General features: G+C 72.9%; 25 protein-coding genes. 14 read left to right on the top strand and 11 right to left on the bottom strand.

What is annotated here, in order from left to right:
- Positions 1-37 precede the first annotated feature (37 nt).
- Genes ACSMXR_RS02730 through ACSMXR_RS02715 form a run of 4 tightly spaced genes read right to left on the bottom strand, consistent with a single transcriptional unit; the run spans position 38 to position 3,387 of the window.
- Positions 38-973, bottom strand: coding sequence for an ABC transporter substrate-binding protein (locus tag ACSMXR_RS02730; RefSeq protein WP_137231597.1), 936 nt, complete (start codon positions 971-973; stop codon positions 38-40).
- An 11-nt stretch (positions 974-984) separates the two neighbouring features.
- Positions 985-1,662 (bottom strand): ABC transporter permease, encoded by a 678-nt coding sequence (locus tag ACSMXR_RS02725; RefSeq protein ID WP_137231599.1) that lies wholly within the window; start codon positions 1,660-1,662, stop codon positions 985-987.
- A 4-nt stretch (positions 1,663-1,666) separates the two neighbouring features.
- A complete protein-coding gene (locus tag ACSMXR_RS02720) occupies positions 1,667-2,317 on the bottom strand; it encodes an ABC transporter permease (protein ID WP_137231601.1) in 651 nt (216 codons plus the stop codon).
- On the bottom strand, positions 2,314-3,387 hold the full coding sequence (locus tag ACSMXR_RS02715; RefSeq protein WP_137231603.1) for an ABC transporter ATP-binding protein: 1,074 nt from the start codon (positions 3,385-3,387) through the stop codon (positions 2,314-2,316). Before ACSMXR_RS02715 ends, ACSMXR_RS02720 begins: the two co-directional genes overlap by 4 nt.
- A gap of 127 nt (positions 3,388-3,514) precedes the next feature.
- Here ACSMXR_RS02715 and ACSMXR_RS02710 point away from each other — a divergent pair, with 127 nt between their 5' ends.
- Positions 3,515-5,044: an aromatic amino acid ammonia-lyase gene (locus tag ACSMXR_RS02710; protein ID WP_473171151.1), complete on the top strand. Its 1,530-nt coding sequence runs from the start codon at positions 3,515-3,517 to the stop codon at positions 5,042-5,044.
- A gap of 40 nt (positions 5,045-5,084) precedes the next feature.
- Here ACSMXR_RS02710 and ACSMXR_RS02705 read toward each other — a convergent pair whose 3' ends face one another.
- Positions 5,085-6,182, bottom strand: coding sequence for a hypothetical protein (locus ACSMXR_RS02705; RefSeq protein ID WP_473171150.1), 1,098 nt, complete (start codon positions 6,180-6,182; stop codon positions 5,085-5,087).
- Between the two features lie 104 nt (positions 6,183-6,286).
- Positions 6,287-6,889: a TetR/AcrR family transcriptional regulator gene (locus ACSMXR_RS02700; protein ID WP_381910392.1), complete on the bottom strand. Its 603-nt coding sequence runs from the start codon at positions 6,887-6,889 to the stop codon at positions 6,287-6,289.
- Positions 6,890-7,046: 157 nt separating this feature from the next.
- On the opposite strand from ACSMXR_RS02700, the gene ACSMXR_RS02695 reads away from it, so the two are divergent.
- From ACSMXR_RS02695 to ACSMXR_RS02680, 4 genes are read left to right on the top strand one after another with little or no spacing between them, the layout of a single operon-like run.
- Positions 7,047-7,640 carry a (2Fe-2S)-binding protein gene (locus tag ACSMXR_RS02695; RefSeq protein ID WP_137231609.1) on the top strand — a complete coding sequence of 198 codons (594 nt, stop codon included), beginning with the start codon at positions 7,047-7,049 and terminating at the stop codon, positions 7,638-7,640.
- Entirely contained in the window at positions 7,637-8,629 is a 993-nt protein-coding gene (locus tag ACSMXR_RS02690) for an FAD binding domain-containing protein (protein WP_473171149.1), read from the top strand. Before ACSMXR_RS02695 ends, ACSMXR_RS02690 begins: the two co-directional genes overlap by 4 nt.
- Complete coding sequence (locus ACSMXR_RS02685; RefSeq protein WP_473171148.1) at positions 8,626-10,773, top strand: xanthine dehydrogenase family protein molybdopterin-binding subunit; 2,148 nt, start codon at positions 8,626-8,628, stop codon at positions 10,771-10,773. Before ACSMXR_RS02690 ends, ACSMXR_RS02685 begins: the two co-directional genes overlap by 4 nt.
- Positions 10,766-11,935, top strand: coding sequence for an XdhC family protein (locus tag ACSMXR_RS02680; protein ID WP_473171147.1), 1,170 nt, complete (start codon positions 10,766-10,768; stop codon positions 11,933-11,935). The genes ACSMXR_RS02685 and ACSMXR_RS02680 overlap by 8 nt, the downstream gene beginning before the upstream one ends.
- On the opposite strand, the gene ACSMXR_RS02675 is transcribed toward ACSMXR_RS02680, so the two are convergent.
- A complete protein-coding gene (locus tag ACSMXR_RS02675) occupies positions 11,922-12,611 on the bottom strand; it encodes a TetR/AcrR family transcriptional regulator (protein WP_473171146.1) in 690 nt (229 codons plus the stop codon). The genes ACSMXR_RS02680 and ACSMXR_RS02675 overlap by 14 nt on opposite strands.
- Positions 12,612-12,725: 114 nt before the next feature.
- On the opposite strand from ACSMXR_RS02675, the gene ACSMXR_RS02670 reads away from it, so the two are divergent.
- Together ACSMXR_RS02670 and ACSMXR_RS02665 are read left to right on the top strand one after the other, a co-directional pair.
- A complete protein-coding gene (locus ACSMXR_RS02670; protein WP_473171145.1) occupies positions 12,726-14,129 on the top strand; it encodes an MFS transporter in 1,404 nt (467 codons plus the stop codon).
- A 136-nt stretch (positions 14,130-14,265) separates the two neighbouring features.
- Positions 14,266-14,943 (top strand): helix-turn-helix domain-containing protein, encoded by a 678-nt coding sequence (locus tag ACSMXR_RS02665; RefSeq protein ID WP_137231620.1) that lies wholly within the window; start codon positions 14,266-14,268, stop codon positions 14,941-14,943.
- A 26-nt stretch (positions 14,944-14,969) separates the two neighbouring features.
- Here the strand turns inward: ACSMXR_RS02665 and ACSMXR_RS02660 are convergent, their stop codons facing one another.
- Positions 14,970-15,929: a universal stress protein gene (locus tag ACSMXR_RS02660; RefSeq protein WP_473171144.1), complete on the bottom strand. Its 960-nt coding sequence runs from the start codon at positions 15,927-15,929 to the stop codon at positions 14,970-14,972.
- Between the two features lie 183 nt (positions 15,930-16,112).
- Here ACSMXR_RS02660 and ACSMXR_RS02655 point away from each other — a divergent pair, with 183 nt between their 5' ends.
- The gene (locus tag ACSMXR_RS02655) at positions 16,113-17,039 is read left to right on the top strand and encodes a universal stress protein (protein WP_218526965.1); all 927 of its coding nucleotides are present in this window, start codon (positions 16,113-16,115) and stop codon (positions 17,037-17,039) included.
- A gap of 66 nt (positions 17,040-17,105) precedes the next feature.
- Here the strand turns inward: ACSMXR_RS02655 and ACSMXR_RS02650 are convergent, their stop codons facing one another.
- Positions 17,106-18,101 (bottom strand): Acg family FMN-binding oxidoreductase, encoded by a 996-nt coding sequence (locus ACSMXR_RS02650; RefSeq protein WP_473171143.1) that lies wholly within the window; start codon positions 18,099-18,101, stop codon positions 17,106-17,108.
- A gap of 169 nt (positions 18,102-18,270) precedes the next feature.
- Between ACSMXR_RS02650 and ACSMXR_RS02645 the strand changes: the two genes are divergently transcribed.
- Positions 18,271-20,016 carry a sensor histidine kinase gene (locus ACSMXR_RS02645; protein ID WP_381796651.1) on the top strand — a complete coding sequence of 582 codons (1,746 nt, stop codon included), beginning with the start codon at positions 18,271-18,273 and terminating at the stop codon, positions 20,014-20,016.
- 26 nt (positions 20,017-20,042) lie between these two features.
- Here ACSMXR_RS02645 and ACSMXR_RS02640 read toward each other — a convergent pair whose 3' ends face one another.
- Positions 20,043-20,738, bottom strand: a complete 696-nt coding sequence (locus tag ACSMXR_RS02640; protein ID WP_137231629.1) for a response regulator — start codon at positions 20,736-20,738, stop codon at positions 20,043-20,045.
- Between the two features lie 331 nt (positions 20,739-21,069).
- Between ACSMXR_RS02640 and ACSMXR_RS02635 the strand changes: the two genes are divergently transcribed.
- Genes ACSMXR_RS02635 through ACSMXR_RS02625 form a run of 3 tightly spaced genes read left to right on the top strand, consistent with a single transcriptional unit; the run spans position 21,070 to position 23,025 of the window.
- Positions 21,070-21,705, top strand: coding sequence for a HemK2/MTQ2 family protein methyltransferase (locus tag ACSMXR_RS02635; RefSeq protein WP_473172332.1), 636 nt, complete (start codon positions 21,070-21,072; stop codon positions 21,703-21,705).
- On the top strand, positions 21,689-21,988 hold the full coding sequence (locus tag ACSMXR_RS02630) for a CDGSH iron-sulfur domain-containing protein (RefSeq protein WP_473171142.1): 300 nt from the start codon (positions 21,689-21,691) through the stop codon (positions 21,986-21,988). The genes ACSMXR_RS02635 and ACSMXR_RS02630 overlap by 17 nt, the downstream gene beginning before the upstream one ends.
- The gene (locus ACSMXR_RS02625) at positions 21,985-23,025 is read left to right on the top strand and encodes an iron-containing redox enzyme family protein (RefSeq protein ID WP_473171141.1); all 1,041 of its coding nucleotides are present in this window, start codon (positions 21,985-21,987) and stop codon (positions 23,023-23,025) included. The genes ACSMXR_RS02630 and ACSMXR_RS02625 overlap by 4 nt, the downstream gene beginning before the upstream one ends.
- A gap of 41 nt (positions 23,026-23,066) precedes the next feature.
- Here ACSMXR_RS02625 and ACSMXR_RS02620 read toward each other — a convergent pair whose 3' ends face one another.
- Complete coding sequence (locus ACSMXR_RS02620) at positions 23,067-23,393, bottom strand: plasmid stabilization protein (protein WP_137231634.1); 327 nt, start codon at positions 23,391-23,393, stop codon at positions 23,067-23,069.
- Positions 23,394-23,572: 179 nt separating this feature from the next.
- Here ACSMXR_RS02620 and ACSMXR_RS02615 point away from each other — a divergent pair, with 179 nt between their 5' ends.
- Positions 23,573-24,139, top strand: coding sequence for a PadR family transcriptional regulator (locus tag ACSMXR_RS02615; protein WP_364890186.1), 567 nt, complete (start codon positions 23,573-23,575; stop codon positions 24,137-24,139).
- 65 nt (positions 24,140-24,204) lie between these two features.
- Positions 24,205-25,929, top strand: coding sequence for an acyl-CoA dehydrogenase family protein (locus ACSMXR_RS02610; RefSeq protein ID WP_473171140.1), 1,725 nt, complete (start codon positions 24,205-24,207; stop codon positions 25,927-25,929).
- Positions 25,930-26,010: the final 81 nt, after the last annotated feature.

Here is a 26,010-nt window from a genome sequence, read left to right as displayed (position 1 = left end):
CCTGTCACCGGGTTCCGCTGCTCCCGGTCCGGTGCGGCTACTTCTTCTCGATGCCGTGCTCGGCCGCCCAGTCGTTCGCGACGTCCTCGGGGTCCTTGCGGTCCTTGTCCACCAGGCGGTTGAGCTCGGTGAGGTCCTCGGTCGTCAGGACGGACCCGAGGCGGGCGAGCGCCTTGCGGACCGTCGAGTCGGCCTTGCGGTCGGCGATGAGCGGCACGACGTGCTGGCCGGGGATGAGGTTCTTGGGGTCGGTGAGGACGACCCAGCCCTCGGCGGCGATGTCGGTGTCGGTGGTGAAGAGGTTCGCCACGTCCACATCGCCCTTCTTGAGGGCTCCCTTGACCAACGGGCCCGAGGAGTCGAGGGACTTGAACTCCTTGAACTCCACGCCGTAGACCTCCTTGAGGCCCACGGAGCCCACTGTGCGTTTCTTGACCTCGGGCGCCGCGCCGATGACGAGCTTGCCGTTGTGCTTCGCCAGGTCGGCCAGGGACTTCAGCCCGTACTCCTCGGCGGTCTCCTTGGTCACGGCGAACGCGTCGGCGTTCTCCGCCTCGCCGTAGGGGAGGATCTGCAGGCCGCGCGGCAGCAGCATGGCGAGGGCGTTCTGCATCGTGCCCTCCTCCGTGGCGGTGGCCCCGGCGTCGAGGTAGTGCAGCAGCGCGCCCTGGTACTCGGGCAGCAGATCGATGTCACCGCCCTTGAGCGCGGGGATGAGGATTTCGCGGGTGCCCAGGTTGGGGCGGACCTTCGTCTTCACCCCGGCCGCTTCGAGGGCGGCGGCGTAGAGGTACCCGAGGACCTGGTTCTCGGTGAAGTTGGCGGTGCCGATCGTGACGCCGCCCTCGCTGGAGCCGCCGCCCCCGCCGCCGGCGCCGTCTCCGTCGAGGGAGGTGATGCCGCTGCTGCACGAGGCCAGCGCGGGGACGGTGGCGGCGGCGAAGAGGCCGCCGAGGAGATTCCTGCGGTTCATGGTGCGTGCTCCTAGGCCTGGGCCTGCGTGGCGGGGCGGTGGCGGAAAAGGACGCGCTGGAGTGCGGAGAGCGCGAGATCGAGGACGACGGCGACGACCGCCACGAGCACGGCGCCGCCGAGCACCTGCACGAGGTCGCGCTGGGCCAGCCCGTCGAAGACGTACCGGCCGAGCCCGCCGAAGGAGACGTACGCGGCGATGGTGGCTGTCGCGACGACCTGGATGAGCGCGAGCCGGAGCCCGGTCATGATCAGGGGCAGCGCGAGGGGCAGTTCGACCTGGAGGAGGACCTGGTGCCGGCGCATGCCCTGGCCGCGTGCCGCGTCCCGCACCTCGGGGTCGACCGCCGTCATTCCGGCGTAGGTGTTGGTGACGATGGACGGGACCGCCAGCGCCACCAGGGCGATGTAGACCGGCCACATCGAAAGACCGCTGGCGAGGAAGACGAGGACCACCAGACCGACCGTGGGCAGCGCCCGCCCGAAGCTCGACAGGTTGATGGCGATGAACGCGCCGCGTCCGGTGTGACCGATGAGCAGACCGACCGGCAGGGCGATGGCGGCGGCGACGAGGGTGGCGAGCAGCGAGTACTGGAGGTGTTCGGCGAGGCGGTGCCCGATGCCGTCGGAGCCGGTCCACTGCTCACCGCTGACCAGCCAGGAGCCGAGGCCCTTGAGGAGTTCGTACATGAGGTCAGGCCCCCTGCTTCTGCCGGCGGGTCCACGGCGTCAGGACGTACTGGAGGGTGACGAGCAGGGCGTCCGCGACGATCGCGAGGAGCAGGGTCAGGACGACGCCGACGATGACGGGGGTGGGGAAGTTGCGCTGGAACCCGTCGGTGAAGAGCTGTCCGAGTCCGCCGTCGCCGATGTACGTGGCCACGGAGACCAGGGAGATCGCCATCACCGTCGCGATCCGTACGCCCGCCATGATCACGGGGAGGGCGAGGGGCAGTTCGACGGTGAGCAGGGTGCGCAGCGGCCGGGCGCCCATCGCCTTCGCGGCTTCCTTCGTCCGGGTGGGGACGGAGTCCAGGCCCTCGACGGTGTTCCGCAGGAGCACGACCAGGGTGTAGATCGTCAGGCCGATGACGGTGGTGGTGCGGGTGAGCCCGCTGACCGGGAGAAGAAGCACGAACACCGCGATGGACGGGATCGTGAACAGGACGTTCGACAGGCCGAGGAGGAGCCCGCGCAGCCTGCGCACCCGGTGGGCCAGCACGGCCAGCGGGAGCGAGATCAGCAGGCCGAGGAGTACGGCGGTCAGCGCGGCCTGGAGGTGGGAGAGCGTCAGGGTGGTGAGATCGTCGGTGTGGTCGGCTATCCACGACCAGTCGACGCTCATGCGGCCACCGTGCTCGCCGCGCTGTGCACCTGGCCCGCGCGGTCGTGGATGTCCTCGCGGGAGGTGACACCGGTGAGGACGCCGTCCGCGTCGACCCGGGCGACCAGGCCGCTCGGCGCGGCGATCGACTCGTTGAGCGCGGAGAGCAGCGAGTCGGTGTCGCGCAGCGGCCGGACGGGTATCTCCGCGTCGCCCTTGCTCTCGCTGTCGCGCCAGGCCAGCGGCCTACGGGCGGAGTCGAGGGCGAGCCGCCAGCGGCCGCCTTCGGGGGCGGGGCCCTGGGCGACCCCTTCGAGCGTCGTCAGGGTCAGCAGCTTCAGGCCGCGCTCCGCGCCGAGGAAGTCCGCGACGAACGCGTCCGCCGGACGGGCCAGCAGTTCGGCGGGGGCCGCGCACTGCACGAGGTGGCCACCGGTACGGAAGACGGCTATCCGGTCCCCGAGCCGTACGGCCTCGTCGATGTCGTGCGTGACGAAGACGATGGTCTTGTTCAACTCCCGCTGGAGTCGCAGTAGTTCGTCCTGGAGCTGGGTGCGGACCACCGGGTCGACGGCTCCGAAGGGCTCGTCCATCAGGAGGACCGGCGGGTCCGCGGCGAGTGCGCGGGCCACGCCGACGCGCTGCTGCTGACCGCCGGAGAGCTGGTGCGGGTACCGCTTCCCCGCGTCGGCGGCGAGACCGACCGTCTCCAGCAGCTCCGCCGCCCGTGCCCGCGCTTTTCTGCGGCCCCAGCCGAGCAGCAGCGGTACGGTCGCGATGTTGTCCAGGACGGTCCGGTGCGGGAAGAGCCCGGACTGCTGGATGACGTAACCGATGGAGCGGCGCAGCTCGGCGGCGTCCTGTTCCAGGACGTCCTTGCCGCCCACCCTGATCGTCCCGGAGGTCGGCTCGACCATCCGGTTGATCATGCGAAGCGTGGTCGTCTTGCCGCAACCGGAAGATCCGACGAGGACGGTCACGCCCCCTTCCGGCAGGTCGAGCGTGAGGTCGTGCACCGCGGTCGTGCCGTTCGGGAAGCGCTTGTGGGCCTTGTCGAATTGGATCATGAGGAGTCCCTTGCCCGGCTGCATATCATCATGCAGAGTTCTCGGTGACTGAATAGGTTGTCAATAGGTCGTCGCCGCTCAGGCGTAAATCCCTGGTAACGAGTGGTCGTAGGGCAAGACGAAGCGCCTGATCGAGGAGGAATTGTCACTGATGTCGTCTCATATCTCGGACAGGGTGGCCGAAGACGCCAGTGCGATCGTCGTCCTCGACGGCCGCCGACTGATGGTCGCAGATGTCGTACGCCTGGCCGAATCCATCGCCAGGCCCGTTCCGGCGACCGAGGGCATGAAGCGCGTCGAGGACTCCTGGAACGCCGCCAGGGAAATCGCTTCGTGGGGCCGCGTCTACGGCCGCTCCACCGGCGTGGGCGCGAACCGGAATGAGTCCGTGCCCACCGAGGCGGCCGCCGACCACGGTCTGCGCCTGCTGCGCAGCCACGCCGGAGCGATCGGCGATGAGCTTCCGGCACGTCAGGTCCGCGCCATGCTCGCCGTCCGCGCCAACCAGCTCCTCGCCGGTGGCGCCGGCCTGCGCCCGACCGTCGTCACCGCGCTCTGCGAGGCCCTGGAGACCGGCGCCCACCCGAAGGTCAACGAATTCGGCTCGGTCGGCACCGGCGACATCGCCGCGCTCGCGCAGATGGGCCTCGCCCTGGCGGGCGAACACCCCTGGCAGGGCACGGGAACCGCCCCCGAACCCCAGCCCCTCGACAACAACGACGCCCTCGCGCTGATCAGCAGCAACGCCCTCACCCTCGGCCAGTCCGCCCTCGCCCTGCAGGAACTGCGCGCCCTGATCGGGGCGACCCAGGTGGTGGCGGCCCTCTCGCTGATGGCGATCGACGGCAGTTACGAGGCCTACGCGCTGCCCGTCCACGAGGCGCGGCGGCACACCGGTTCGTACGCGGTCGCGGAGCGGATGCGACTGCTGCTCGGCGCCCCCGACCGCCCGACGCCCCCGCTCGGCCGGATCCAGGACCCGTACGGCTTCCGATGCCTGCCGCAGATCCACGGCCCCGCGCACGACGCGGCGGACGCGCTCGAAGAGGTCCTCGCGGTCGAGATCAACGCGGCCGCCGAGAACCCGCTGATCTCGGCGGAGGATATGGCCGCCTACCACCACGGCGGCTTCTACCTCGCCCAACTCGCCCTGTCCCTGGACCATTTCAGGCTCGCGTTGACCCAGGTGGCCCGGCTGTCCACCTCCCGCCTCTCGACGCTCAACGAACCGGGCTTCACCCGGCTGCGGCCGTTCCTCGCGGACGGCGAGCCCGCGTCCTCGGGCGTGATGATCCTCGAATACGCGGCCGGCGCGGCCCTCGGCGATCTGCGGGCCTACTCCGCGCCCGCCTCGCTCGGCCACGCCGTGCTCTCGCGGGGCGTCGAGGAGCAGGCCAGCTTCGCGTCCCTGGCGGCGCGCCAGACCCTGCGGGCGTGCGAGGCGTTCCGGCTCGTCGTGGGCTGCGAACTCGTCGCTGCCGTCCGGGCGTTGCGCCAGCGCGAGCTGCGGCTCGACCCGGAGCTGCCGGTCGGCCGCGCCTTCGAACTGGCGGCCTCGGTGCTCGACGCGGAGGCCGCCGACCGGCCCCTGACGGACGATGTGGCGGCGGCGGCCGGGCTGCTCGACCGGTTCGCCGAGCTGTGGGCGGCCTCGGGCCCGCTCGGAGAGCCGGGCCCGTAGCCCGCCCCCGTGGCCGGGGGCCCTCAGGGGTGGGCGGTGCTCAGGAGCGGGTGGCGATGTCGCAGCCGTCGCCCTCCCGCATCCGCTCCTCGATCGGCGCGCTGCGGTCGTACGGGTCGACCGCCGGGCCGTCGCCGCCGTCGGCGGTGGTGCGGTCGGCGAGGAACGCGGGGATCAGATAGCCGGTGTAGGTGTCGCAGCCGCCGTTGGTGGTGTCCACCTTGTAGGAGACGAGGGAGAACGTCCCCGGCTCGATCACGATCTTCGCCGGGTCGTCCCAGCTCAGCACCGTCTCGCGGCGCACGATGGTCCGCGCGACCTCGTCGCCGTCCCCCGAGGCGCGCATGACCGGGTAGACGTAGGTGACGTCGGTGGCGACCTCCACCGAGCCCTTCTCGCCCTCCCGGAAAGTGATCCGGCCGCGGGTCTTGACCACGTCCCCGGCCGGCCGCACATCGGCGGACCGGAAGCGGCTGAACAGCAGCAGGGGGTCGTTCGCGCGGTCGGGCGAGCGGAACGCCTTCTTCAGGTAGTCCCGCACATCCGACTGGTGCGGGTTGATGAGCGCCAGCGCCTTCGCGGGCCGTTCGCCGCGCAGCACGGCGGGGTCGAGGCTGGAGGCGACCAGGAAGTCCCGGGTCCGGTCCAGAGCCTCGCCGACCTCCGCCTCGCTCATCCAGCCGGTCGCCCGCGGCGCGGGCAGATGGATGCCCGCCGCGCCGTCGGCCCACCGTGCCGCCGGGGATCCGGCGAACGGTTCGTCCGGGGTGGGGTGCGGCCCGTCCGCCTCCCGTCCGGGCGGCCCGTCCGGGCGCTCCGACTCCGCGGCGAGGGGCAGGGTGTCCACCGCGTCCCCGCCGTCGAACCAGCCGATGATCCGGCCGGGGGCGACGGCCACCGCGACCAGCAGGACGACGGCGACCACCAGGCCGAGCGCGTACCAGCTCCGGCCGCTTCGGCGCTTGACCGGTGTGGAGGTCCGCCAGCCTTCCGGCGGGCCGGGCTCCTCCTGGATCCGCCGCGTCACCATCCGGGCCCGCGCCGACGGTTCCTCGGGCGCACCGGGGCTGCCGGCCTCGGCCTCCCTGAGGAAACGCTCCCACTCCTCGTCCGGTATGGACGCCCCGCCCTCGCTCAACTCACCGCTCCCGTCCCCTGTTTCCGCGCCCGGTCCCTCCCCAGGTCCGAGCGCCGTACGGGGCATCATCACACGGCCCGCCGACAGTGCCCGGCGGAGGCCGGTCACCGCCCGGGCGCCCCCACGCGCAGCCCGTCCATGACGAAGTCCAGGAGCCGGCCGGCCCTCGGCTCCCAGTCCTCGTGCGGATCGATCTGCCAGAGACCGGCGATGGCGAGGAAGAAGTCGTCCGGGCTCACCCCGGGGCGGATGGCGCCGATCTCCTCGCAGGCGCGGAGCAGGGTTCCGGCCGCCTCCATGACCGGGGTGGGGCCGGGCCTCGCCGGTCCGTTCGGGGCGCTGGTGACCAGCCGGATCGCGTCCGCCAGACCGGCCTTGGTCAGGGCGAACCGGGCGAGGCGGTCCATCCACTCGCGCAGCGCCCGCTCGGGCGGCCGGGTCTCCAGCAGCTCGCACGCCGCTTCGGCGACCTGCTGCATCTCGTAGCGGTAGACCTCCAGGACGAGCGCCTCCCGGTGCGGGAAGTTGCGGTAGAACGTGCCCTGCCCGACCCCCGCCTTCTTGGCGATCACGCTCAGCGGCGCGTCCGCGCGCAGCGTCAGCTCGACCATGGCCACCCGCAGGATGCGCTCACGGTTGCGCTGCGCGTCCGAGCGCAGGGGGGCGTCCTTGTTCGACCGGGACACGGATCCTCCTCGCGGGTTCATGGCCGAAACCCGTCCTTGTTAACCGGACAGCTGTCCGTTACGTTTTCCAGGCAAGCGGACAACAGTCCGGTTAGGGCTACCTTACTGCCGACCGGGGCGGCCGGTCACCGGTCCGCGGCCCGGTACCTCGTCACCTGACACCAGAAAAGGCTGATTCATGGCCCCAGCGACCTCGTCGACGTCCAGTGCGATCACCCTGAACATCAACGGCGAGAAGCACCACCTGTCCATCGACCACCGCACCACCCTGCTCGACGCCCTGCGCGAGCGCCTCGACCTCACCGGCACCAAGAAGGGCTGCGACCAGGGGCAGTGCGGCGCCTGTACGGTCCTGGTCGACCGGCGGCGCGTCGTCTCCTGCCTCAGCCTCGCGGTCGCGGCCGAGGGGCGCGAGGTCACCACCATCGAGGGCGTGGCCGAGGGCGACCGCCTGCACCCCGTCCAGCAGGCCTTCCTCGACCTCGACGGTTACCAGTGCGGCTACTGCACCCCCGGCCAGATCTGCTCGGCCATCGCCGTCATCGAGGAGCACGCGGCCGGCTGGCCGAGCGCCGCCACCGACGACGTCGGCCCCGGGACCGGGCCGCCGCCGCTGACCCCCGAAGAGATCCGCGAGCGGATGAGCGGCAACCTGTGCCGCTGCGGCGCCTACGTCTCGATCGTCCAGGCCGTCGCCCACGCCGCCCGGGAACACACCGCCGAGACCCACGCCGAGGACCGGACGGCACGCACCGAGGAGACCGTCGCATGAAGGAGTTCGGCTATCAGCGCGCCCACGACGTCACCGGCGCGGTCGCCCTCCTCGCCGCCGACCCCGACGCGCGGTACCTCGGCGGCGGCACCAACCTCGTCGACCTGATGAAGAGCGGCGTGGAGCGCCCCGCCCGCCTCGTCGACGTCCGCGAACTCCCGCTGGACCGCATCGAACCCACGGCGGACGGCGGCCTGCGCATCGGAGCGACCGTCACCAACAGCGACCTCGCCGCCCACCCCGAAGTCCGGCGCCGCTACCCGGCGTTGGCCCAGGCCGTGCTCGCCGGCGCCTCCGGACAGCTGCGCAACATGGCCACCGTCGGCGGCAACCTCCTCCAGCGCACCCGCTGCGGCTACTTCACCGATGTGAGCAAGCCCTGCAACAAGCGCGATCCGGGCAGCGGTTGCCCCGCCGTCGCCGGCGAGCACCACAACCACGCCGTCCTCGGCGCCTCCGGCCACTGCGTGGCCGTACACCCCTCCGACATGGGCGTGGCCCTGACGGCGTTCGACGCCGTCGTCTCCTACGAGAGCGCCGAGGGGCCCGGCGAGAGCCCGATCACCGACTTCTACCTCCCCGTCGGCGACACCCCGCACCGGGAGACCGCCCTGCCGCCCGGCGCGCTGATCACCCACGTCAGCCTGCCCGCCGCGCCCGTGGCCGCCCGCTCCCGCTACCGCAAGGTGCGCGAACGCGCCTCGTACGCCTTCGCCATCGGCTCCGTCGCCGCCGCGCTCGACATCGAGGACGGCCGCGTACGGGACGCGCGCCTCGCCCTCGGAGCCGTCGCCTCCCGGCCCTGGCGCGCCCGTGCCGCCGAGGCCGTCCTCATCGGCGCACCCGCCGACGGCGCGACCTTCGCCGCCGCCGCGGACGCCGAACTCGCCGCCGCCAGGCCGCTGCCCGACAACGGATACAAGGTGACCCTCATGCGCAACCTCGTGGTCTCCGTACTCACCGAACTCGCCGAGGGGAACGCCCGATGACGACCACCACGCCGGGCCCTTCGGCGGTGCGCGGATCCGTCGGCGTCGCCCACACCCGTATCGAGGGCCGCGACAAGGTCACCGGCGCCGCGCGCTACGCCGGTGAGATCCCCTTCGCCGACCTGGCCCACGGCTGGCTCGTGCTCTCCACCGTCACCCGGGGCCGCATCCTCGACGTGCAGACCGCACCGGTCCTCGACCTGCCGGGCGTGCTCACCGTGCTGCACCACGGCAACGCCCCCCGCCTGCACACCGATTACGTCGGCATGCTCGGCACCCCGCCGGACCCGACCTGCGCCGTCTTCCAGAACGACCGGGTGCCGTTCGCCGGCTGGCCGGTCGCGCTGGTCGTCGCCGAGACCCCCGAGCAGGCTCGGGAGGCCGCCGAGGCGCTCGTGGTGACGTACGACCAGGAGCCGCACGACACCGCGCTCGTCGACGGCCACCCCGGCGCCTACCCCGCCGCCGGCCATATGCCCGCCGAGACGGAGAAGGGCGACCTGGACGCACAACTGGCCGCCTCCGCCTTCGTGGTGGACGCGCGGTACACCACCCCCGAAGAGCAGCACAGCATGATGGAGCCGCACGCGGCGACCGCCCGCTGGGAGGGCGGCCGGCTGGAGGTCGTCGACTCCAACCAGGGCGCCGGCTGGGTACAGGGCGAGCTGGCCACGATGTTCTCGCTCGACGCGTCCTCGGTCCGGGTGCGCTCCGAGCACATCGGCGGCGGCTTCGGCAGCAAGGGCCTGCGCGCCCACCAGGTGTCCGCCGTGATGGCCGCCACCGCCCTCCAGCGCCCGGTACGCGTGGTCCTGACCCGGCGTCAGACCTTCTCGCTGGGCGGCTACCGCAGCCCCACCACCCAGCGGGTCAGGCTCGGCGCGGCCCCCGACGGCAGGCTGCTGGCCCTGGAACACCGCTCGCTGAACCAGACCTCCACGGTGTACGAGTTCGTCGAGCCGAGCGCGGGCGTCGCCCGGGTGCTGTACGACGCCGACGCCCACCGCACCGCCAACCACGTCGTCCGGCTCGATGTGCCGTCACCGACCTGGATGCGCGCACCGGGGGAGGCCCCGGGGTCGTTCGCGATCGAGGCGGCCCTCGACGAACTCGCCGAACGCGGCGGCATCGACCCGATCGAACTGCGCCTGCGCAACGAACCGGCCGTCGGCCCCGTCTCGGGCCTCCCGTTCAGCAGCAACAACCTCACGGCCTGCTTCCGCGAGGGCGCCCGCAGGTTCGGCTGGGCGGACCGCGACCCGCGCCCCGGCACCCGCCGGGACGGGCGCTGGCTGCTGGGCACCGGCACCGCGGCGGCCTCCTTCGGCGCGGGCGCGGCCCCGTCCACGGCCCTGGTCACGGCGGAGGCGGACGGCTCCTTCACCGTACGGATCACCGCCGCCGACATCGGCACCGGAGCCCGCACCGCCCTCACCCTGATCGCCGCCGACGCGCTGGAGACCACACCCGAGCGGGTCCGGGTCCGCATCGGCGACAGCGATTTCGGCCCCGCGATGATCGCGGGCGGCTCGATGGGCACCCGCTCCTGGGCCTGGGCGGTCACGGCGGCCGCCGCGGAACTGCGCGAGCGGCTCGCGGTGACCACGTCCGTACCCCCGGAGGGGATCACCGTCCGGTCCGACACCACCGAGGCACTCGGCGCCCTCGCGCAGAAAGAACGGCACTCCTTCGGGGCGCAGTTCGCCGAGGTCGCCGTCGACACCGCCACCGGCGAGGTCCGGGTGCGGCGCATGCTGGGCATCTTCGCGGCGGGCCGGATCGTCAACCCGCTCACCGCCCGCAACCAGCTCGTCGGCGGCATGACCTGGGGCATCTCCATGGCCCTGCACGAGGAGGCGGTCCGCGACCGGAACACCGGCGGCCACTACGCCCCCGATCTGGCCGGCTACCACGTGGCCACGCACGCCGACGTCCCGGACATCGAGGTGGACTGGGTGGACGACCACGACCCGGACGACCCGGTCGGCATCAAGGGCGTCGGCGAGATCGGCATCGTGGGCGCGGCGGCGGCCGTGGCCAACGCGGTCTGGCACGCCACCGGCGTACGCCACCGGGATCTGCCGATCCGCCCCGACCGGATCCTCGCGGCGGCCCCCACGGGCGGGGGAGCCGTGGATGCTTGACATCGCCGGCGAGCTGCACCGATGGATGGCGGAGGGCCGGGAGTTCGCCGTCGGCACCGTGGTCTCCGTCGGCGGCAGCGCACCGCGCGGGCCCGGCGCCGCCCTCGCCGTCGACAGCGGGGGCACGGCGATCGGCTCGGTCTCCGGCGGCTGTGTGGAGGGCGCGGTCTACGCACTGTGCGAGCGGGCCCTCCAGGACGGCGCGACCGTGCGCGAACAGTTCGGCTACAGCGACGAGGACGCCTTCGCCGTCGGGCTGACCTGCGGCGGGGTCATCGACATCATGATCACGCCGGTCCGCGCCGACTCACCGGAACGGGAGGTGCTGCGGGCCGCGCTGACCGCCGCGGTCTCCGGCGAGGCGGCCGCCCTCGCCCGGGTGGTGCGCGGCCCGGACGGCTTGCTGGGCCGGTCCTTGCTCGTCCGCCCCGACGGCAGTCACGAGGGCGGGCTCGGGGGCCACCCGGAGCTGGACCGTACGGCGGCGGCCGAGGCCTCGGCCCTGCTCGACGCGGGCCGGACCGGCACCGTCACCCTCGCCGAGGACGGATCGCACTGCCCCGGCGGACTCACCCTGCTCGTCGAGAGCAGCGTGCCGCCGCCCCGCATGATCGTCTTCGGTGCGGTCGACTTCGCCGCGGCGCTGGTACGGGCCGGGAAGTTCCTGGGCCACCATGTGACGGTGTGCGACGCCCGGCCCGTCTTCGCCACCCGGGCCCGCTTCCCCGAGGCGGACGAGGTGGTCGTCGACTGGCCGCACCGCTATCTGCGGGGCACCCCGACCGACGCGCGCACCGTGCTCTGCGTGCTCACGCACGAGGCCCGGTTCGATGTGCCGCTGCTGGTGGAGGCGTTGCGGATGCCCGCCGCGTTCGTCGGGGCGATGGGGTCGCGCCGGACCCACGAGGACCGGACACGGCGGCTGCGCGAGGCGGGCCTGGGCGAGGACGAACTGGACCGCCTGCGGTCGCCCATCGGCCTGGACCTCGGAGCCCGTACGCCCGAGGAGACGGCCCTGTCCATCGCGGCGGAGATCGTCGCCGCCCGGCGCGGCGGCACGGGCGTGCCGCTGACCGGCGGCGCGGAACCCATCCACCGGGAGCCCCACCGGGAGCCTGACCGGGAGCCCCGCCGGGAGCCGCTGGCCGTCAGTCCGCGCTGAGTCCGTCGCGGATCTTGGCGACGACGGCCGCGACGACCTCGTCGAACTGCTCGTCCGCGCCGGGCAGCGGCAGCGCGGCGGCCTTCCGGAGCGTCGGAATGTCGAGATCGGCGTGTGCCGAGAGCCACTGGCCGGGGACGATCGTGTTCCGGTCGTCCCCGGCCCGGTCGGCGGGCCCGTCGACCACGAGGGCGAAGGACAGCACGAGCAGCGACAGTTGACGGTGCGCCGCGAGCGCCGCCGGCAGCCCGAGGCCGACCTCCCGCAGCAGGCCGAGGAACCGGTCCAGGTTGAGCAGGCGGTTCGGATGCACCGAGGCCGGCGGGGTGTCCTCGTCCAGGGAGACCAGCAGGGCACGGGGCCACCGGCGGTACAGGGCACGCAGAGAGCGGGCGTAGTCGGCGACGGAGGTCTCCCAGTCCGCCGGGTCGGGCGCAGGCGGGTTCCAGGAGCTCAGCATGAGGTCGACGGCCAGGCCGACGACCTCCGCGCGATCTTCGACGTAGTTGTACAACGCCCTGACGGTCACGTCCAGTTCGGCGGCCAGCGCGCGCATCGTGAGGGCCGAAAACCCCTGGGTGCCGGCCATCTCCAGCGCCTTGGCGGCGATGATCTCGCGGGTGAGGACCGGGCGGCCCTTGCGGGTTGCGGGGCGGCGGCGAGGGGTGGCGGGCATGGCGACAGCGTACGGGCCGCTTCAACTTCACACATGTTGACTTTAAGGATGGATGGAGCCAGGGTTGCCCTCCGTACCCCAACGCCGCCTCGACGCCCGGAGGTCGATTCCCGTATGCCGGCTCAGAAGTCCCGCCGCTTTCCGCCGCTGAGCGGGGTCCTGGTGCTCGTGATGGCGTCCACCGGCCTGGTGGTCGTGGACCTGACGATCGTGGCCATCGGGCTTCCGCTGATCAGCGCCGATGTGGCGGACGGAGCCTCGGCGGAGTCCGTGGTGGTGACGTACATGGTCGCCATGGGCGCGCTCACCCAGGTCGTCGGAAGCCTGTCGGACCGGTGGGGCCGACGGAACCTGTTCCTCGCCGGGATCGCCGTGTTCACCCTTGCCTCGCTGGGCGCGACCGTGGCCCCGGATCTGCTGTGGCTCGATATCGCCCGCGTGGTCCAGGGCGCCGGAGCCGCCGCGATCATGGTGAACGGCATCCCGCTCCTCTCCGACCGCTATTCCGGCGAGGAACGGAACCTCGCCATCGGCGCCTGGGGCTCGTTCGCGACCGCGGCGGGCCTGCTCGCCCCGGTCTTCGGCGGGGTCCTGGCCGAGACCTTCGGCTGGCGGGCGGTCTTCGCGGTCAACCTGCCGCTCGGCGCGGCCGCCTGGCTGCTGGCCGTACGCGTACTGCCCCGTACCCCGGGGACCGGGGGAACGGGCCGGACGGACTGGCTCGGCAGCCTGCTGCTGATGCTCGGCCTCGGCACGGCGACACTGCTGATGCTCCGCCCCGGTGACACGCCCTGGTCCCGGCAGGACACCGCGGTGCTGCTCACCGCCTGCCTGGCGCTCGCGGCCTTTCTGCTCGTCCAGCTCCGGGTGCCCGCGCCGACGCTGGAGCTGCGGATGTTCGGCCGGCCCGCGTTCTCCGGCGCGATGCTGGCCGTCCTCCTCTCCCGCGTCCTGACCATCGGCGGATCCGTCTATCTGGTGCTGTACTTCTCCGACGGCCTCGGCCTGAGCCCGACCGGGGCGGGCCTCCTGATGACCCCGATCTTCCTCGCCCAGATCGTCATGGGCATGGTCGGCTCCAAGCTGATCGGCAACCGGGCGCCCGGCCCGGTGATCGGCGCCGGATACGTGCTGAAGGGCATCGGCTTCGCCGCCCTGGCGTTGCTGATCACCCCCGACACCCCGTGGTGGGTGCTGCTCCCGCCGCTGCTCGCCTGGGGAGCGGGCGGCGGGATCGCCGGCGCCCCCGTCATGGCCGTCGCCGTACGCGTCACGGCTCCCGAACGCGTCGGCATGGTCGCCGGGACCGTCTCCACCCTCGCCTCCCTCGGCGCCGGTGTCGGCACCGCGGCGCTCGGCGCGGTCTTCGCCCTGCACGGCGGTCACGGCGCCCAGGCGGTCACCGACGGGGCCCGGGCCGTACTGGGCGTGTCCACGGCGCTCGCGGTCGTCGCCGTCCTCACCACCCTCACGCTCATCGACCCGCGCCGGGTGCCGCGCCCCGACCTCGGAGGGTGACGGACGGCGGCGGTCCGTTCCGTGCTGCGGCTCCTCCCGGCCCTGGTTAGCGTGAGCCGTGTGGCGGCCGTACGACAGCGGTACGACCGCGCCGACGAGCGATCCGACGAGTGATCCGATGAGTAAGGAGCCCGTGATGCCCTCATCACCGCATCCGGCGAGAGGGGACCTGGGCCGGCGCATCGCGGCACGCCGCCTGCAGCTCGGTCTGTCCCGGCAGGACGTGGCGCTGCGGGCGGGCGCCGCGCCCGGCTACATCGAGTACGTGGAGGAGCAGCCGGCCACGCCCGGCATCGGCTTCCTGCTCCGGCTGGCCGACGCGCTGGAGACCACCGTCCAGGAACTGTGGGGCGGCACCGCCGACCTGCCGCCGGGCATCGGCCGAGGCGCCCGCAGGGCCCGGATGGTCGAACTGGAGGAGTCGATGTGCTGGACGCTGCTGGGCGACCACGGCGTGGGACGGGTGGCCCTGACCCACGGTGACGGTCCGGTCGTGCTGCCGGTGAACTACCAGGTGCTCGACGGCGAGGTCATGTTCAGCACCGGCGAGGGATCACCGCTCGCCACCGCCGCCGACACCGAGATCGCCTTCGAGGCCGACCACATCGACGACGCCTTCAGCAAGGGGTGGAGCGTGCTGCTCGTCGGGCCCGTGCGGGCCGTGACGGACGAGGAGGCCGCGCGCCGGCTCAGGGAGGCGGCGTACGCGACACCGTGGGCGGGGGAGGAGCGCGAACACGTCATGACGCTCGCGCCGCGGCGGATCACCGGACGGAAGATCATCGTGCCGGACGCTCCGGACGACGACGGCTGAACCACGCGGGCCCGGCCGGAGGGCGCTCAGGCGAGCGGAACGACGGCGACCGGCGCGGCGCTGTGATGGATCACGGCGTGGGCGACGTGCCCGAGGTGCGGCAGCGCGGGCCTCCTGCCGCGCCGTCCGACGACGAGCAGCTCCGCGCCACGGGAGGCGTGGACGAGCTCGCGGGCGGCCGGACCGACGACCACCTTCTCCACGACCCGGACCTCCGGGAACCGCGACCGCCAGGGGCGGAGCAGCTCCGCCAGCCCTTCGGCGGCCCGCCGGCCGAGCCCGGTGCCGATCTCCGGATCCAGGATCGCCGCGTACCCGTAGGAGGCGGGCGGGGACCAGCTGTGCACGACCCGGAGCGGTAGGTTCCGGCGGGCGGCCGTACCGAAGGCGAACTCCAGCAGCGGGTCGCACGGGCGCGAGATGTCGAGGCCGAGGACCACATCCGGCGGCGAGCCCGTGGCGGCAGCGTCCTCCGCGCCCGCGGAAGCCCGCTCGGCGGCACCGGCACCCTCGGCCGCCGCCCCGGATTCCGTGGCTCCCGATTCCGTGGCGCCCGCCTCCGCCCCGGGCTGCTCCGCCCGTACGAGCACCACCGGCCGTGTCGACGTGGCGACGACCGCGAGCGACACCGAGCCGACCAGGAAGCCGACGAACCCGCCGAGCCCGCGTGAGCCCAGCGCCGTCACCTCGGACTCGTCCGCGGCCCTGGTCAGTTCGGCCCCGGCCCGTCCGTGCACCATCTCCGTCGTGACGTCGAGGCCCGGATGGTCACGGCGGGCCCGCTCCGCCGCCTCGCGCAGCAGGGTCTCGTACCGCTCGACCAGCGCCTCGGTGAGGGTCAGCGGGATCTCCGGGGTGACCGGCCACTCCTCCACGTGCACCAGACGCAGTGCGACACCTCGCGACGACGCTTCACGGGCGGCCCAGGCCGCTGCCGCGTGGCTTTCGGTGGAGTCGTCCAGGCCGACGGTGACGTGGCGGTTCATGACGGGGCCTCCTCGGCGTGCCGGGTCCCGGTGCGGAACCACGTCTCCAGCCTTCCGCCGCCGGCCCCGCCGGGGGGAGGGCCGACAGGGCTCGATCGGGGCCGAACGGCCCATGCCCGCCGCCCGCCGCCCGGTGCGACGGTGGAGGTGTTCACCTCTCCCGACCCTGCGCGAGGAGCAGTCATGACCAGCGACATTCCCGGGCGCCCGGAACTCGGCGCCGTCGTGGTCGGAGTGGACGCGTCCGCACCGGCACGAGAGGCCGCGCTGTGGGCCGCGGCCGAGGCGGACCACCGTGGGGGTCCGCTGCACATCGTCCACGCCTCCGACAGCGACCGGCGGGTCTTCCACTCGTCGGCCGACACCGTCCAGGCCGTACGGGAGGCGGGACGGAAGCTGCTCGCCGAGACCGCCGCCGCGGTGCGGGAGAGCCGGCCCGACCTGGTCGTGACGACGGAACTCAGCCGCCAGGGGCCCGTGGCCGGGCTGCACGCCGCGGCCGGGGAGCGCGGCACGATCGTCGTGGGCAACAGGGGCCTGGGGGGCTTCGGCTCCCTGATGCTCGGATCCGTCGGGCTGGGGGTGGCCGCGCGGACCGAGGTCCCGGTGATCGTGGTACGCGGCGCGGCCGACCGGCCCGGGACCGGCGTGGTCACCGCCGCCGTGCACGGCGCGTCGGATCTCGACTGGCTGCGGATCGCCGCCGCCGAGGCGCAGGCCCGAAAGGCGTCACTGCGGCTGCTGAGCGTCTACAACGTCCTCGCGCACGTCGGCGGTGTCACCACCATGCTCGACAGTCTCGGGGACATCGCCGACGAGAAGGTGCACGAGGTCGCGGCCGTGGCCGAACGCGTCTCCCAGCTGTATCCGGACCTCCCGATCGTCCACCACGTCGAGACGGGCACCAGCGTCCCCGGCATGCTCGTCGAGGCCTCGGTCCACACCGATCTGATGGTGATGGGCAGCAAGCGGCGGGTGCTGGGAGCCGGTCCGGCGCTGGGACGGGTCGCTCACGCGATGCTGCACCACGGGAACTGCCCCGTCGAGATCATTCCGCCCGGTTACGCCGGTGCCACCGCCGGGACGCCGGAGGTGGCGGACGCCTCGTGAGCCGGCGTCCTCACCGGCGTACGGGACGGTACGGCCCCGGGTGTCGTACGACGGTGGGGCGCCGGGTCATACGACGGTGAGGACGTCGGCCACCGGCCGGCGCGGGGTGGCCGTTCCCGAGGGGCCGTAGCCGAGCCGGAGCACCATGTGCACGAAGCCCGTCGCGGAGCCGGGATCACGGGTGAGTGGGCGGAGCTCGGGCCATTCGAGCGGCTGCGACATCAGCGAGGTCGAGAGACCGTCGAGCGTGGCCTCCAGGAGCACGCGCTGCATCGCCTGACCTGCGCGCAGCCAGTCCGCCGGAGTGTCCGTCGCCGTGCCGAGGAGCGCGATCTGCGGCCGCTCCTCGAACGCGGCCGCTGTACGGTCCGGCACGGTGCGGGGGGTGTCGAAGTCCCGGGCGGGGGCCGTCACACCGTACTGGCGCGGGCCGAAGGCGGAGGACGGGATGCCGTCGTCGGCGGGGCCCTCGCCGGTCCTGCCGGTGCGCGTCCAGTCGGCGATCTCGGCGCGCATGGCCGCGTCGGCGGACTCCAGGAGCTCCGCGTCGTGGACGAGGTCCAGTACGGCGTCCCGGTGCCAGGTGCCGGGCACGATCAGCCGGCAGCCCTCCAGGAGGGCCGCCGCGCACAGCTCGTCGAACAGCTCCGGCGGGATCGGCTCGTCGGAGAACGGGAAACGGCTGGTGTGCCGGCGGGCTATCGCGGGATGGAGGTCGGCCAGCACGGTGTCCGTGGTCCCGGACTCCGTCAGCCGGACGTCGGCGAGCCGCAGGTGGTCCGAGGGGTCGGGGAGCAGCTCGGCCTCGGCGGTCCACCCGTGCAGGGCGGCGGACACGCGCAGATTGAGCAGCGCCGCGCCGCACCCCAGGTGCAGACCTCGCAGGTCCGGGTCGCCGACCGGCAGTGTACGTTCCGGATCGCCGTACAGGGAGAGCAGCCCGGAGCCCGCGTGGTGGACGAATCTCCAGGGCTGGGCGTTGTGCATGGACGGCGCGGTGACGGCATCCTCGACCAGCGACGTCACCACCGCCGTGAGCTGTTGTTGTTCCTGCGTGAGCATGGCGTGTCCTGTCTGCGAGAGGTCAGCGGTACCGCTCTCTACCTGCTCCGTACCCGCCCCGCGCCCTCGCCTCACGCGCTTCTCGACATGAGCCGACGGAGTGCGCGGGATACGTTGGGAGAGCGGCCGGTGAGCGCTCCTCGTCTCCTTTCGGCCGTCGGAGGTGCCCATGGGCGTGGACGGCGACGAGACCCACATGGCCCGGCTCCCGCGACTGCGGCTCGATGAGCTGCTCGACGAGATCCAGGGCCGTATCGACGAACTCAGAGGTACCCGGGACCGGCTGAACGGCCTGCTCGACGCGGTCGTCTCGGTGGGGCGGGAGCTGGATCTGCCGCAGGTGCTGCGCGGGATCGTCGAGTCCGCCGTCTCGCTGGTCGACGCCGAGTACGGTGCCCTGGGCGTGGTGGGCGACGACCGGAAACTCGCCCAGTTCCTCCCCATCGGCATCAGCGACGAGGTGCGTGCGCGGATCGGCGACCTTCCCTCCGGACACGGTCTGCTCGGCGAGCTGATCCGGCACCCCGAGCCCCTGCGGCTGTCCGAGCTCTCGGACCATCCGGCCTCGTACGGCTTCCCGCCCGACCATCCGCCGATGCACTCCTTCCTCGGCGTGCCGATCCGGGTACGCGACGAGGTGTTCGGCAACCTCTACCTCACCGAGAAGCGCGGTTCGGCCGACTTCGACGCTGAGGACGAGGCCGTCGTCTCGACCCTGGCGGTCGCGGCCGGCATCGCCATCGAGAACGCCCGCCTCTACGAGGAGGCACGGCTCAAGGAGCGCTGGCTCGCCGCGAGCTCGGACGTCACCAGCGCGCTGCTGTCCGGCTCCGGGGAGCCGGAGGTGCTCCACGGGATGCTGGAGCAGGCCGTCGACATCGCCGGGGCCGATCTCGGGGTCTTCTACCGCCTCGGGCCGGACGGCGAGCTGACCGGTTCGCTCGCCCTGGGCGAGCGGGCCGACGCGCACGGCGGCATGGTGCTGCCGAGCAGCCGGGGCACGCTCGCCGCCGTGGCCCTGGCCGAGGACGGCCTCGTCACGGTGCCGGACGTCGCCAACGACCCGAGGGTGACCGTGCTGCCGGACAGGTGGAAGGGGTTCGGCCCGGCGGTGGCCGTCATGGTGGGCACCCAGGAGAAGCTGAGCGGAGTCCTGATCCTCGCCCGGCTCGAAGGCAAATCGGCGTTCATGGACGCGGAGATCGCCGCACTGCCGGGCTTCGCCGACCAGGCGGCCCTGGCCCTCGAACTGGCCGACCGCCGCCGGGACGCCGAGCAGATGAGCCTCCTGGAGGACCGCGACCGGATCGCCCGTGACCTGCACGACCTGGCGGTCCAGCGGCTGTTCGCCACCGGGATGACCCTGCAGAGCGCCCGCCCGCTGGTCGAGCATCCGGGGGCGGCCGAGCGGCTGGGCCGGGCGATCGACGACCTCGACTCCACCATCAAGATCATCCGCTCCACCATCTTCGGCCTGCGGGAGCACGGGAGCTCCAGGGGCGGTCCGACGCTCCGGACCCGGGTCGTCCAGGCGGTGGACGACGCGGCGCCCGCCCTGGGGTTCAGCCCGGCGCTCCGGATGGAGGGGCTGATCGACACGGATGTGCCGCGCGCCGTGGCCGACCATGTGATCGCGGTCATCGGGGAGGCCCTGAGCAACGTCGCCCGGCACGCGGAGGCGAACCGGGCGGAGGTCTCGGTCACCGCCGACGAAGGGGTGCTCGTGGTGACGGTGACCGACGACGGCATCGGCCTCCCGCCCGGCCTCCCGACCGACGGCCGGCGCGGCGGCCTGCGGAACCTCGCCGAACGGGCCGAGAGCCTGGGCGGCACCCTGTCCGTCCGCGCCGAGCCGCGCCCCGGCAGCGGCACCGTGCTGGAGTGGCGGGTCCCGTCGCTTCCCGGGCACGGCTGAACGGCCGGTCCACGGGCGCCGCCGCCTCACCGCTCGTCGTGCTGCCGGTGCTCCCGTACCTCCGCCGCGATGACGGCCGCCTGCACCCGGCGCTCCACGCCCAGCTTCCCGAGCAGCCGGGAGATGTGGTTCTTGACGGTCTTCTCGGAGAGATACAGCCGCTTGGCGATCTGCCGGTTGGTGAGCCCCTCGCCGACGAGATCGAGCACCGAACGCTCGCGCTCGGACAGCACCGCGAGCCGCTCGTCCTCCGGCGGCCCGTCGTCCTCCGGGTCCCGCAGCGACCGCATGAGCCTCGCCGTGGTCGCGGGATCCAGCATCGACTGGCCCGTCGCCACGGTCCGCACGGCGGAGACCAGGTCCGAGCCGTTGATCTGCTTGAGTACGTAACCGGCCGCTCCGGCCATGATCGCGTCGAGCAGAGCCTCCTCGTCGTCGAACGAGGTCAGCATCAGACAGGCCAGTTCCGGCATCCGGGACCGCAGCTCGCGGCAGACGGTGACGCCGTCGCCGTCGGACAGCCGGACGTCGAGCACGGCGACATCGGGCCGCAGCGCCGGTCCACGGGCCAGCGCCTGCCCGGCGGTGGCGGCCTCGCCGACCACCTCCAGGTCCGGCTCCGCCTCCAGGAGGTCGCGCACCCCGCGGCGTACCACTTCGTGGTCGTCCAGCAGGAAGACACGGACCGGCGCTCCACCGGAGTCAGTCGGTGTGTCGGACATCTGCGACCCCTGATGACTCGGTCCGCGCGGTTGCCTGCCTACCGGCATTGTCCCAGGAGCGGCGCGGCGGCACCCGGCGAGGAGGCCGGGAGCCGTCGGTGCGCACCACCCGTTCGCCGTAGAGGCGTTCGTTTTCCCGGACCGGCCGCCCTGCGGACCCCGCGTACGGCGATCGGGCGCCGGACCGGCGTCCGGGCCCGTCCTTGCGGGCGCGGAGCCGGGAACCGTTCGACCATGGGACCACCGCCGACGGCACAGGAGGACCCCGATGACGCAGCAGGCCCTGCCGTCAGGACTCGGCGGCGCACCGTGAGCGGGCAGGGTCGTACGGCTGCCGGGCGTGTACCGGCCCCAGGAGGACACGCACCTGCTGGCCGCCGCCATGCGCCGTGAAGGCATCCGCGCCGGAATGGACGTACTGGACCTGTGCACCGGAAGCGGCGCGCTGGCCCTGCACGCGGCCCGGCTGGGCGCCCGCGTCACCGCGGTGGACATCAGCCGCCGGGCGGTGGCGTCGGCGCGGCTGAACACGGTGCTCGCCCGGCTGCCCGTCACGGTGCGGCGGGGCGACCTGCTCCACGCGCTGCCGGGCCGTACGTTCGACGCGGTCGTCAGCAACCCCCCGTACGTACCGGCCCCCGGCCTCACGGCGCGCGGCCGCCGGGCCGCCCGCTCCTGGGACGCGGGCCTCGACGGACGGATGGTCCTCGACCGCATCTGCGACGGCGCGCTCGCCGCCCTGCGCCCCGGTGGGCTGCTGCTCCTGGTGCAGTCGGGGCTGAGCCGTCCCGACGAGACCGTCGGCAGGCTGTCCGGCGCCGGACTCGACGTCTCGGTGACCGACCGGGTCACGATTCCGCTCGGCCCCGTCACCCGCGGCCGGTCGGCCTGGCTGCGGTCCCGGGGGCTGCTGCCGGTCCACCAGGACGGGGAGGAGCTGGTGGTGATCCGTGCCCGGAAGCGATGAGCGGGCCGAACGGGCCGGGCAGGTCCGGCGGAACGAGCGGAACGAGCGGCCGCGCCGAGTGGTGGTGAACCGGGACGGCCCCATCCTGGTGGAAGGGCCGGTCGAGGTCGTGGCCGACGACGGTACGACGACCCGGTCCGACCGCTTCGTCGTCGCGATCTGCACCTGCCGCCGCAGCCGCACCTATCCCTGGTGCGACACCAGCCACCGCCGCCGCAAGGCCGCAGGTCCGGGCCCGGGCGGCCGGCGGCCCCGGGAGAGCGAGGAGGAATCCGGACCGTGACGCCTCCCGCCACCCCTGCCGCCCCCGCCCCCCGGAGCCCCGAGGAGTCTCCCGGGCTCCCGCAGCCGCGAGGCCCCCTGAGCGAGCGCGTCCTTCGCGTCCTGGCCGGCCGCGGAACACGGCTGCCGGAAGCGGGCGAGGTCCGCCGGGCCGACCCGTACGGCGACGATCTCCAGCTGCTCCTGTACGTCCTGTACGAGCTCCACTACCGGGGGTTCGCGGGCGTGGACGAGCGCCTGGAGTGGGACCCCGCCCTGCTCGGCGTACGCGCGGCGGCCGAGGACGTCTTCCTGGACGCGCTGCGCCGCGACAGCGGGCCGGGCGGGGCGGACGTACCGGCGGCGATCGGGCCGCTGCTGCTGGAACCCGTCGCGGACGACGGCCGCGGCGTCAGCCACCACCTCCAGCGGGCGGGGGAGCTGTGGCAGCTGCGCGAATACGCCGCACTGCGCTCGCTCTACCACCTCAAGGAGGCCGACCCGCATCTGTGGGTGGTGCCCAGACTGCGCGGCCGGGCGAAGGCGGCGATGGTCGCCGTGGAGTTCGACGAATTCGGCGCAGGCCGTGCCGAGGACATCCATGCCCAGCTCTTCGCCGATCTGATGGCCGATCTCGGCCTCGATCCGTCGTACGGCCGCTATCTCGACGCGGCGCCGACCCAGGCCCTGGCCACGGTCAACCTGATGTCCCTGTTCGGGCTCCACCGGCGGCTGCGCGGTGCGCTGGTCGGACACTTCGCCACCGTGGAGATCACCTCGTCGCCGGGGTCCAGGAGGCTGGCGGCGGCCCTCCGCCGGGCCGGTGCGGGCCCGGCGGCGCAGCGCTTCTACGACGAGCACGTGGAAGCCGACGCGGTCCATGAACAGGTCGTGCGCCACGAGGTGATCGCCGGCCTGCTGGCGGACGAACCGGGGCTGGCGGCCGACGTCGTCCTGGGCATCGAGGCGACCGGCCACCTGGAGGACCTCCTCGGCGACCACCTGCTGGCGGCGTGGCGCGACGGACGCTCCGCGCTGCGTACACCGTTGACGTCCTGAAAGGGCGGACCACCAGGGCGGGTGAGGGCGCGCCCCGGGCGTCAGCGGCCGAGTGCCTTGCGCAGCTCCGCCTTGTTCATGGTGGAACGGCCGTCGATGTTCTTCTTCCTGGCCTCTGCGTAGAGCTGGTCCTTCGTGGGGCCCTGCGCGCCCTCGTGGGAGCGTTCGCCGCCGCGCCGGTAGGCGGACTTCCTGTCCTGGGTGGAGGTTCGGCTCGCCGTCCTCGACTCACCGGACCGCGCACGTTCCTTGTTCACGGTCCGGGCCGCGATCTCCTTCGCGCGCTTCTGCGAGGCGCCCCGTTCCTCCTGGCTCTCCTTGATGTGCTCGTACTGGCGCTCGCGCTTCCGGTTGGATCCAGCCGGCATGACCTGCTCCTTCTCTCGGATGTGTACCGGTACACGTCCACTGAACAACGCGGACCGGAACGGCGCCTCCCGGTGACATCGACGTGCGCGGCCCTGAGACGTCTTCTGCCCGGGTGAGCCGTGTCTCACCGGAGCTCCACGACTTGTCTATGCAACTCGTTGCATAGAAGGATCGCGGTATGGCTCTCGACCACGCGATCCTCGTCTCCCTGCTGGAGCGGCCGGGCTCCGGCTACGAGCTGGCCCGCCGGTTCGAGCGGTCCATCGGGTACTTCTGGACCGCCACCCACCAGCAGATCTACCGCGTGCTCGGGCGCATGGTGAGCGATGGTCTGCTTCTCGTCCGCGAGGTGGAGCAGCAGGGCCGGCCGGACAAGAAGGAGTACTCCGTCACCGGGCCCGGCCGCTCCGCGCTCGCCGCGTGGCTGCACAAGCCGATCGAGCCCGAGAGCCTCCGGCACGATCTCGCCGTGAAGATCCGGGGCGCGGCCTTCGACGACCCGGCCGCCCTGATCCGCGAGGTCGAACGGCACCACCAGGTGCACCGGGACCGGCTCGCGCACTACCTCGCCGGGGAACTGCGCGACTTCACCGGGCCCGACGCCCCCGCACCGCAGGACGCGGGCCAGGAGCTCCAGCACGTCGTGCTGCGCGGCGGCATCGCGTTCGAGCGGATGACGATCGCCTGGCTCGACGACGTACTCGACACCCTCAACCGGCTCGCGGCCTCCGGGCCGGACGCCTGAGCGGCGGCCCCGCCGCCACCTCCGTAAGCACCGACCACCCTCCTCCTTCCCGTAAGGCGACCTCCATGGCTGACTCCGCGTCCTTGCTGTTCAACCCGCGCACCTACGACCCCCGGCACTTCGACCCGGAGACCCGCAGGCTGCTGCGTGCCACCGTCGACTGGTTCGAGGAGCGTGGCAAGCGCCGGCTGATCGAGGACTACCGCTCCCGCGCCTGGCTGGGCGACTTCCTCGCCTTCGCCGCGAAGGAGGGCCTGTTCGCCACCTTCCTCACCCCCGCGTCCGCCGCCGGGAAGGACGACCGGCGCTGGGACACCGCGCGGATCGCCGCCCTCAACGAGATCTTCGGGTTCTACGGCCTCGACTACTGGTACGCCTGGCAGGTGACCATCCTCGGCCTCGGCCCGGTCTGGCAGAGCGACAACGCCGCCGCCCGCGACCGTGCGGCCGAACTCCTCTCGCAAGGCGAGGTGTTCGCCTTCGGCCTCTCCGAGAAGACGCACGGCGCCGACATCTACTCCACCGACATGCTGCTGACGCCGGACAGCGAAGGCGGCTTCCGGGCCTCCGGCTCCAAGTACTACATCGGCAACGGCAACGCCGCCGGTCTCGTCTCCGTCTTCGGCCGCCGCACCGACGTCGAGGGCCCCGACGGCTACGTCTTCTTCGCCGCCGACAGCCGCCACGAGGCGTACCACCTGGTGAAGAACGTCGTCGACTCCTCCAAGTACGTCAGCGAATTCCGCCTGGACGACTACCCGGTGGCGCCCGCCGACATCCTGCACACCGGCCGGGCCGCCTTCGACGCCGCGCTCAACACCGTCAACGTCGGCAAGTTCAACCTCTGCACCGCCTCCATCGGCATCTGCGAGCACGCGATGTACGAGGCCGTCACCCACGCGAGCAACCGCATCCTCTACGGCCGCCCGGTCACCGCCTTCCCGCACGTGCGCCGCGAGCTGACCGACGCCTACGTCCGGCTCGTCGGGATGAAGCTGTTCAGCGACCGCGCCGTCGACTACTTCCGCTCCGCCGGGCCCGACGACCGCCGCTACCTCCTCTTCAACCCGATGACGAAGATGAAGGTGACCACGGAGGGCGAGAAGGTCATCGACCTCATGTGGGACGTCATCGCCGCCAAGGGCTTCGAGAAGGACAACTACTTCGCCCAGGCCGCCATCGAGATCCGGGGCCTGCCGAAGCTGGAGGGCACGGTCCACGTGAACCTCGCGCTGATCCTCAAGTTCATGCACAACCACCTGCTCAACCCGGTCGACTACCCGGCCGTCCCCACCCGCCTCGACGCCGCCGACGACGCGTTCCTCTTCCAGCAGGGACCGGCGCGCGGCCTCGGCTCCGTACGCTTCCACGACTGGCGCACCGCGTTCGACGCGTACGCCGAGGTGCCGAACGTCGCCCGCTTCCGCGAGCAGGCCGACGCCCTGTGCGCCTTCGTCGAGACGGCCGCCCCCGACGAGGAGCAGAGCCGCGACCTCGACCTCCTCCTCGCCGTCGGCCAGCTCTTCGCCCTCGTCGTCCACGGCCAGCTGATCCTGGAGCAGGCCCGGCTGACCGGCCTCGACGAGGAGCTGCTGGACGAGCTGTTCGCCGTGCTCGTACGCGACTTCTCCGCGCACGCCGTCGAACTGCACGGCAAGGACTCCGCCACCGAGGACCAGCAGAGCTGGGCGCTCGGAGCGGTACGCCGTCCCGTCGTCGACGCGGAGCGTTCGGCCCGGATCTGGGAGCGCGTCGAGGCGCTTTCGGGGGCGTACGAGATGGCGGAGTAGACGCCTCCGGCCTGGGCGGCACCGGGGGGCCGCTCCGTTTGCGGGGTGGTGGACATCGCGTTTGAGTGGGAGGGCCCCCTC

The sequence above is a fragment of the Streptomyces sp. DSM 106670 genome (genome assembly GCF_055792845.1).
Note: the sequence above shows the minus strand (reverse complement) of the source record. Positions and strands in the feature narration are given on the sequence as shown.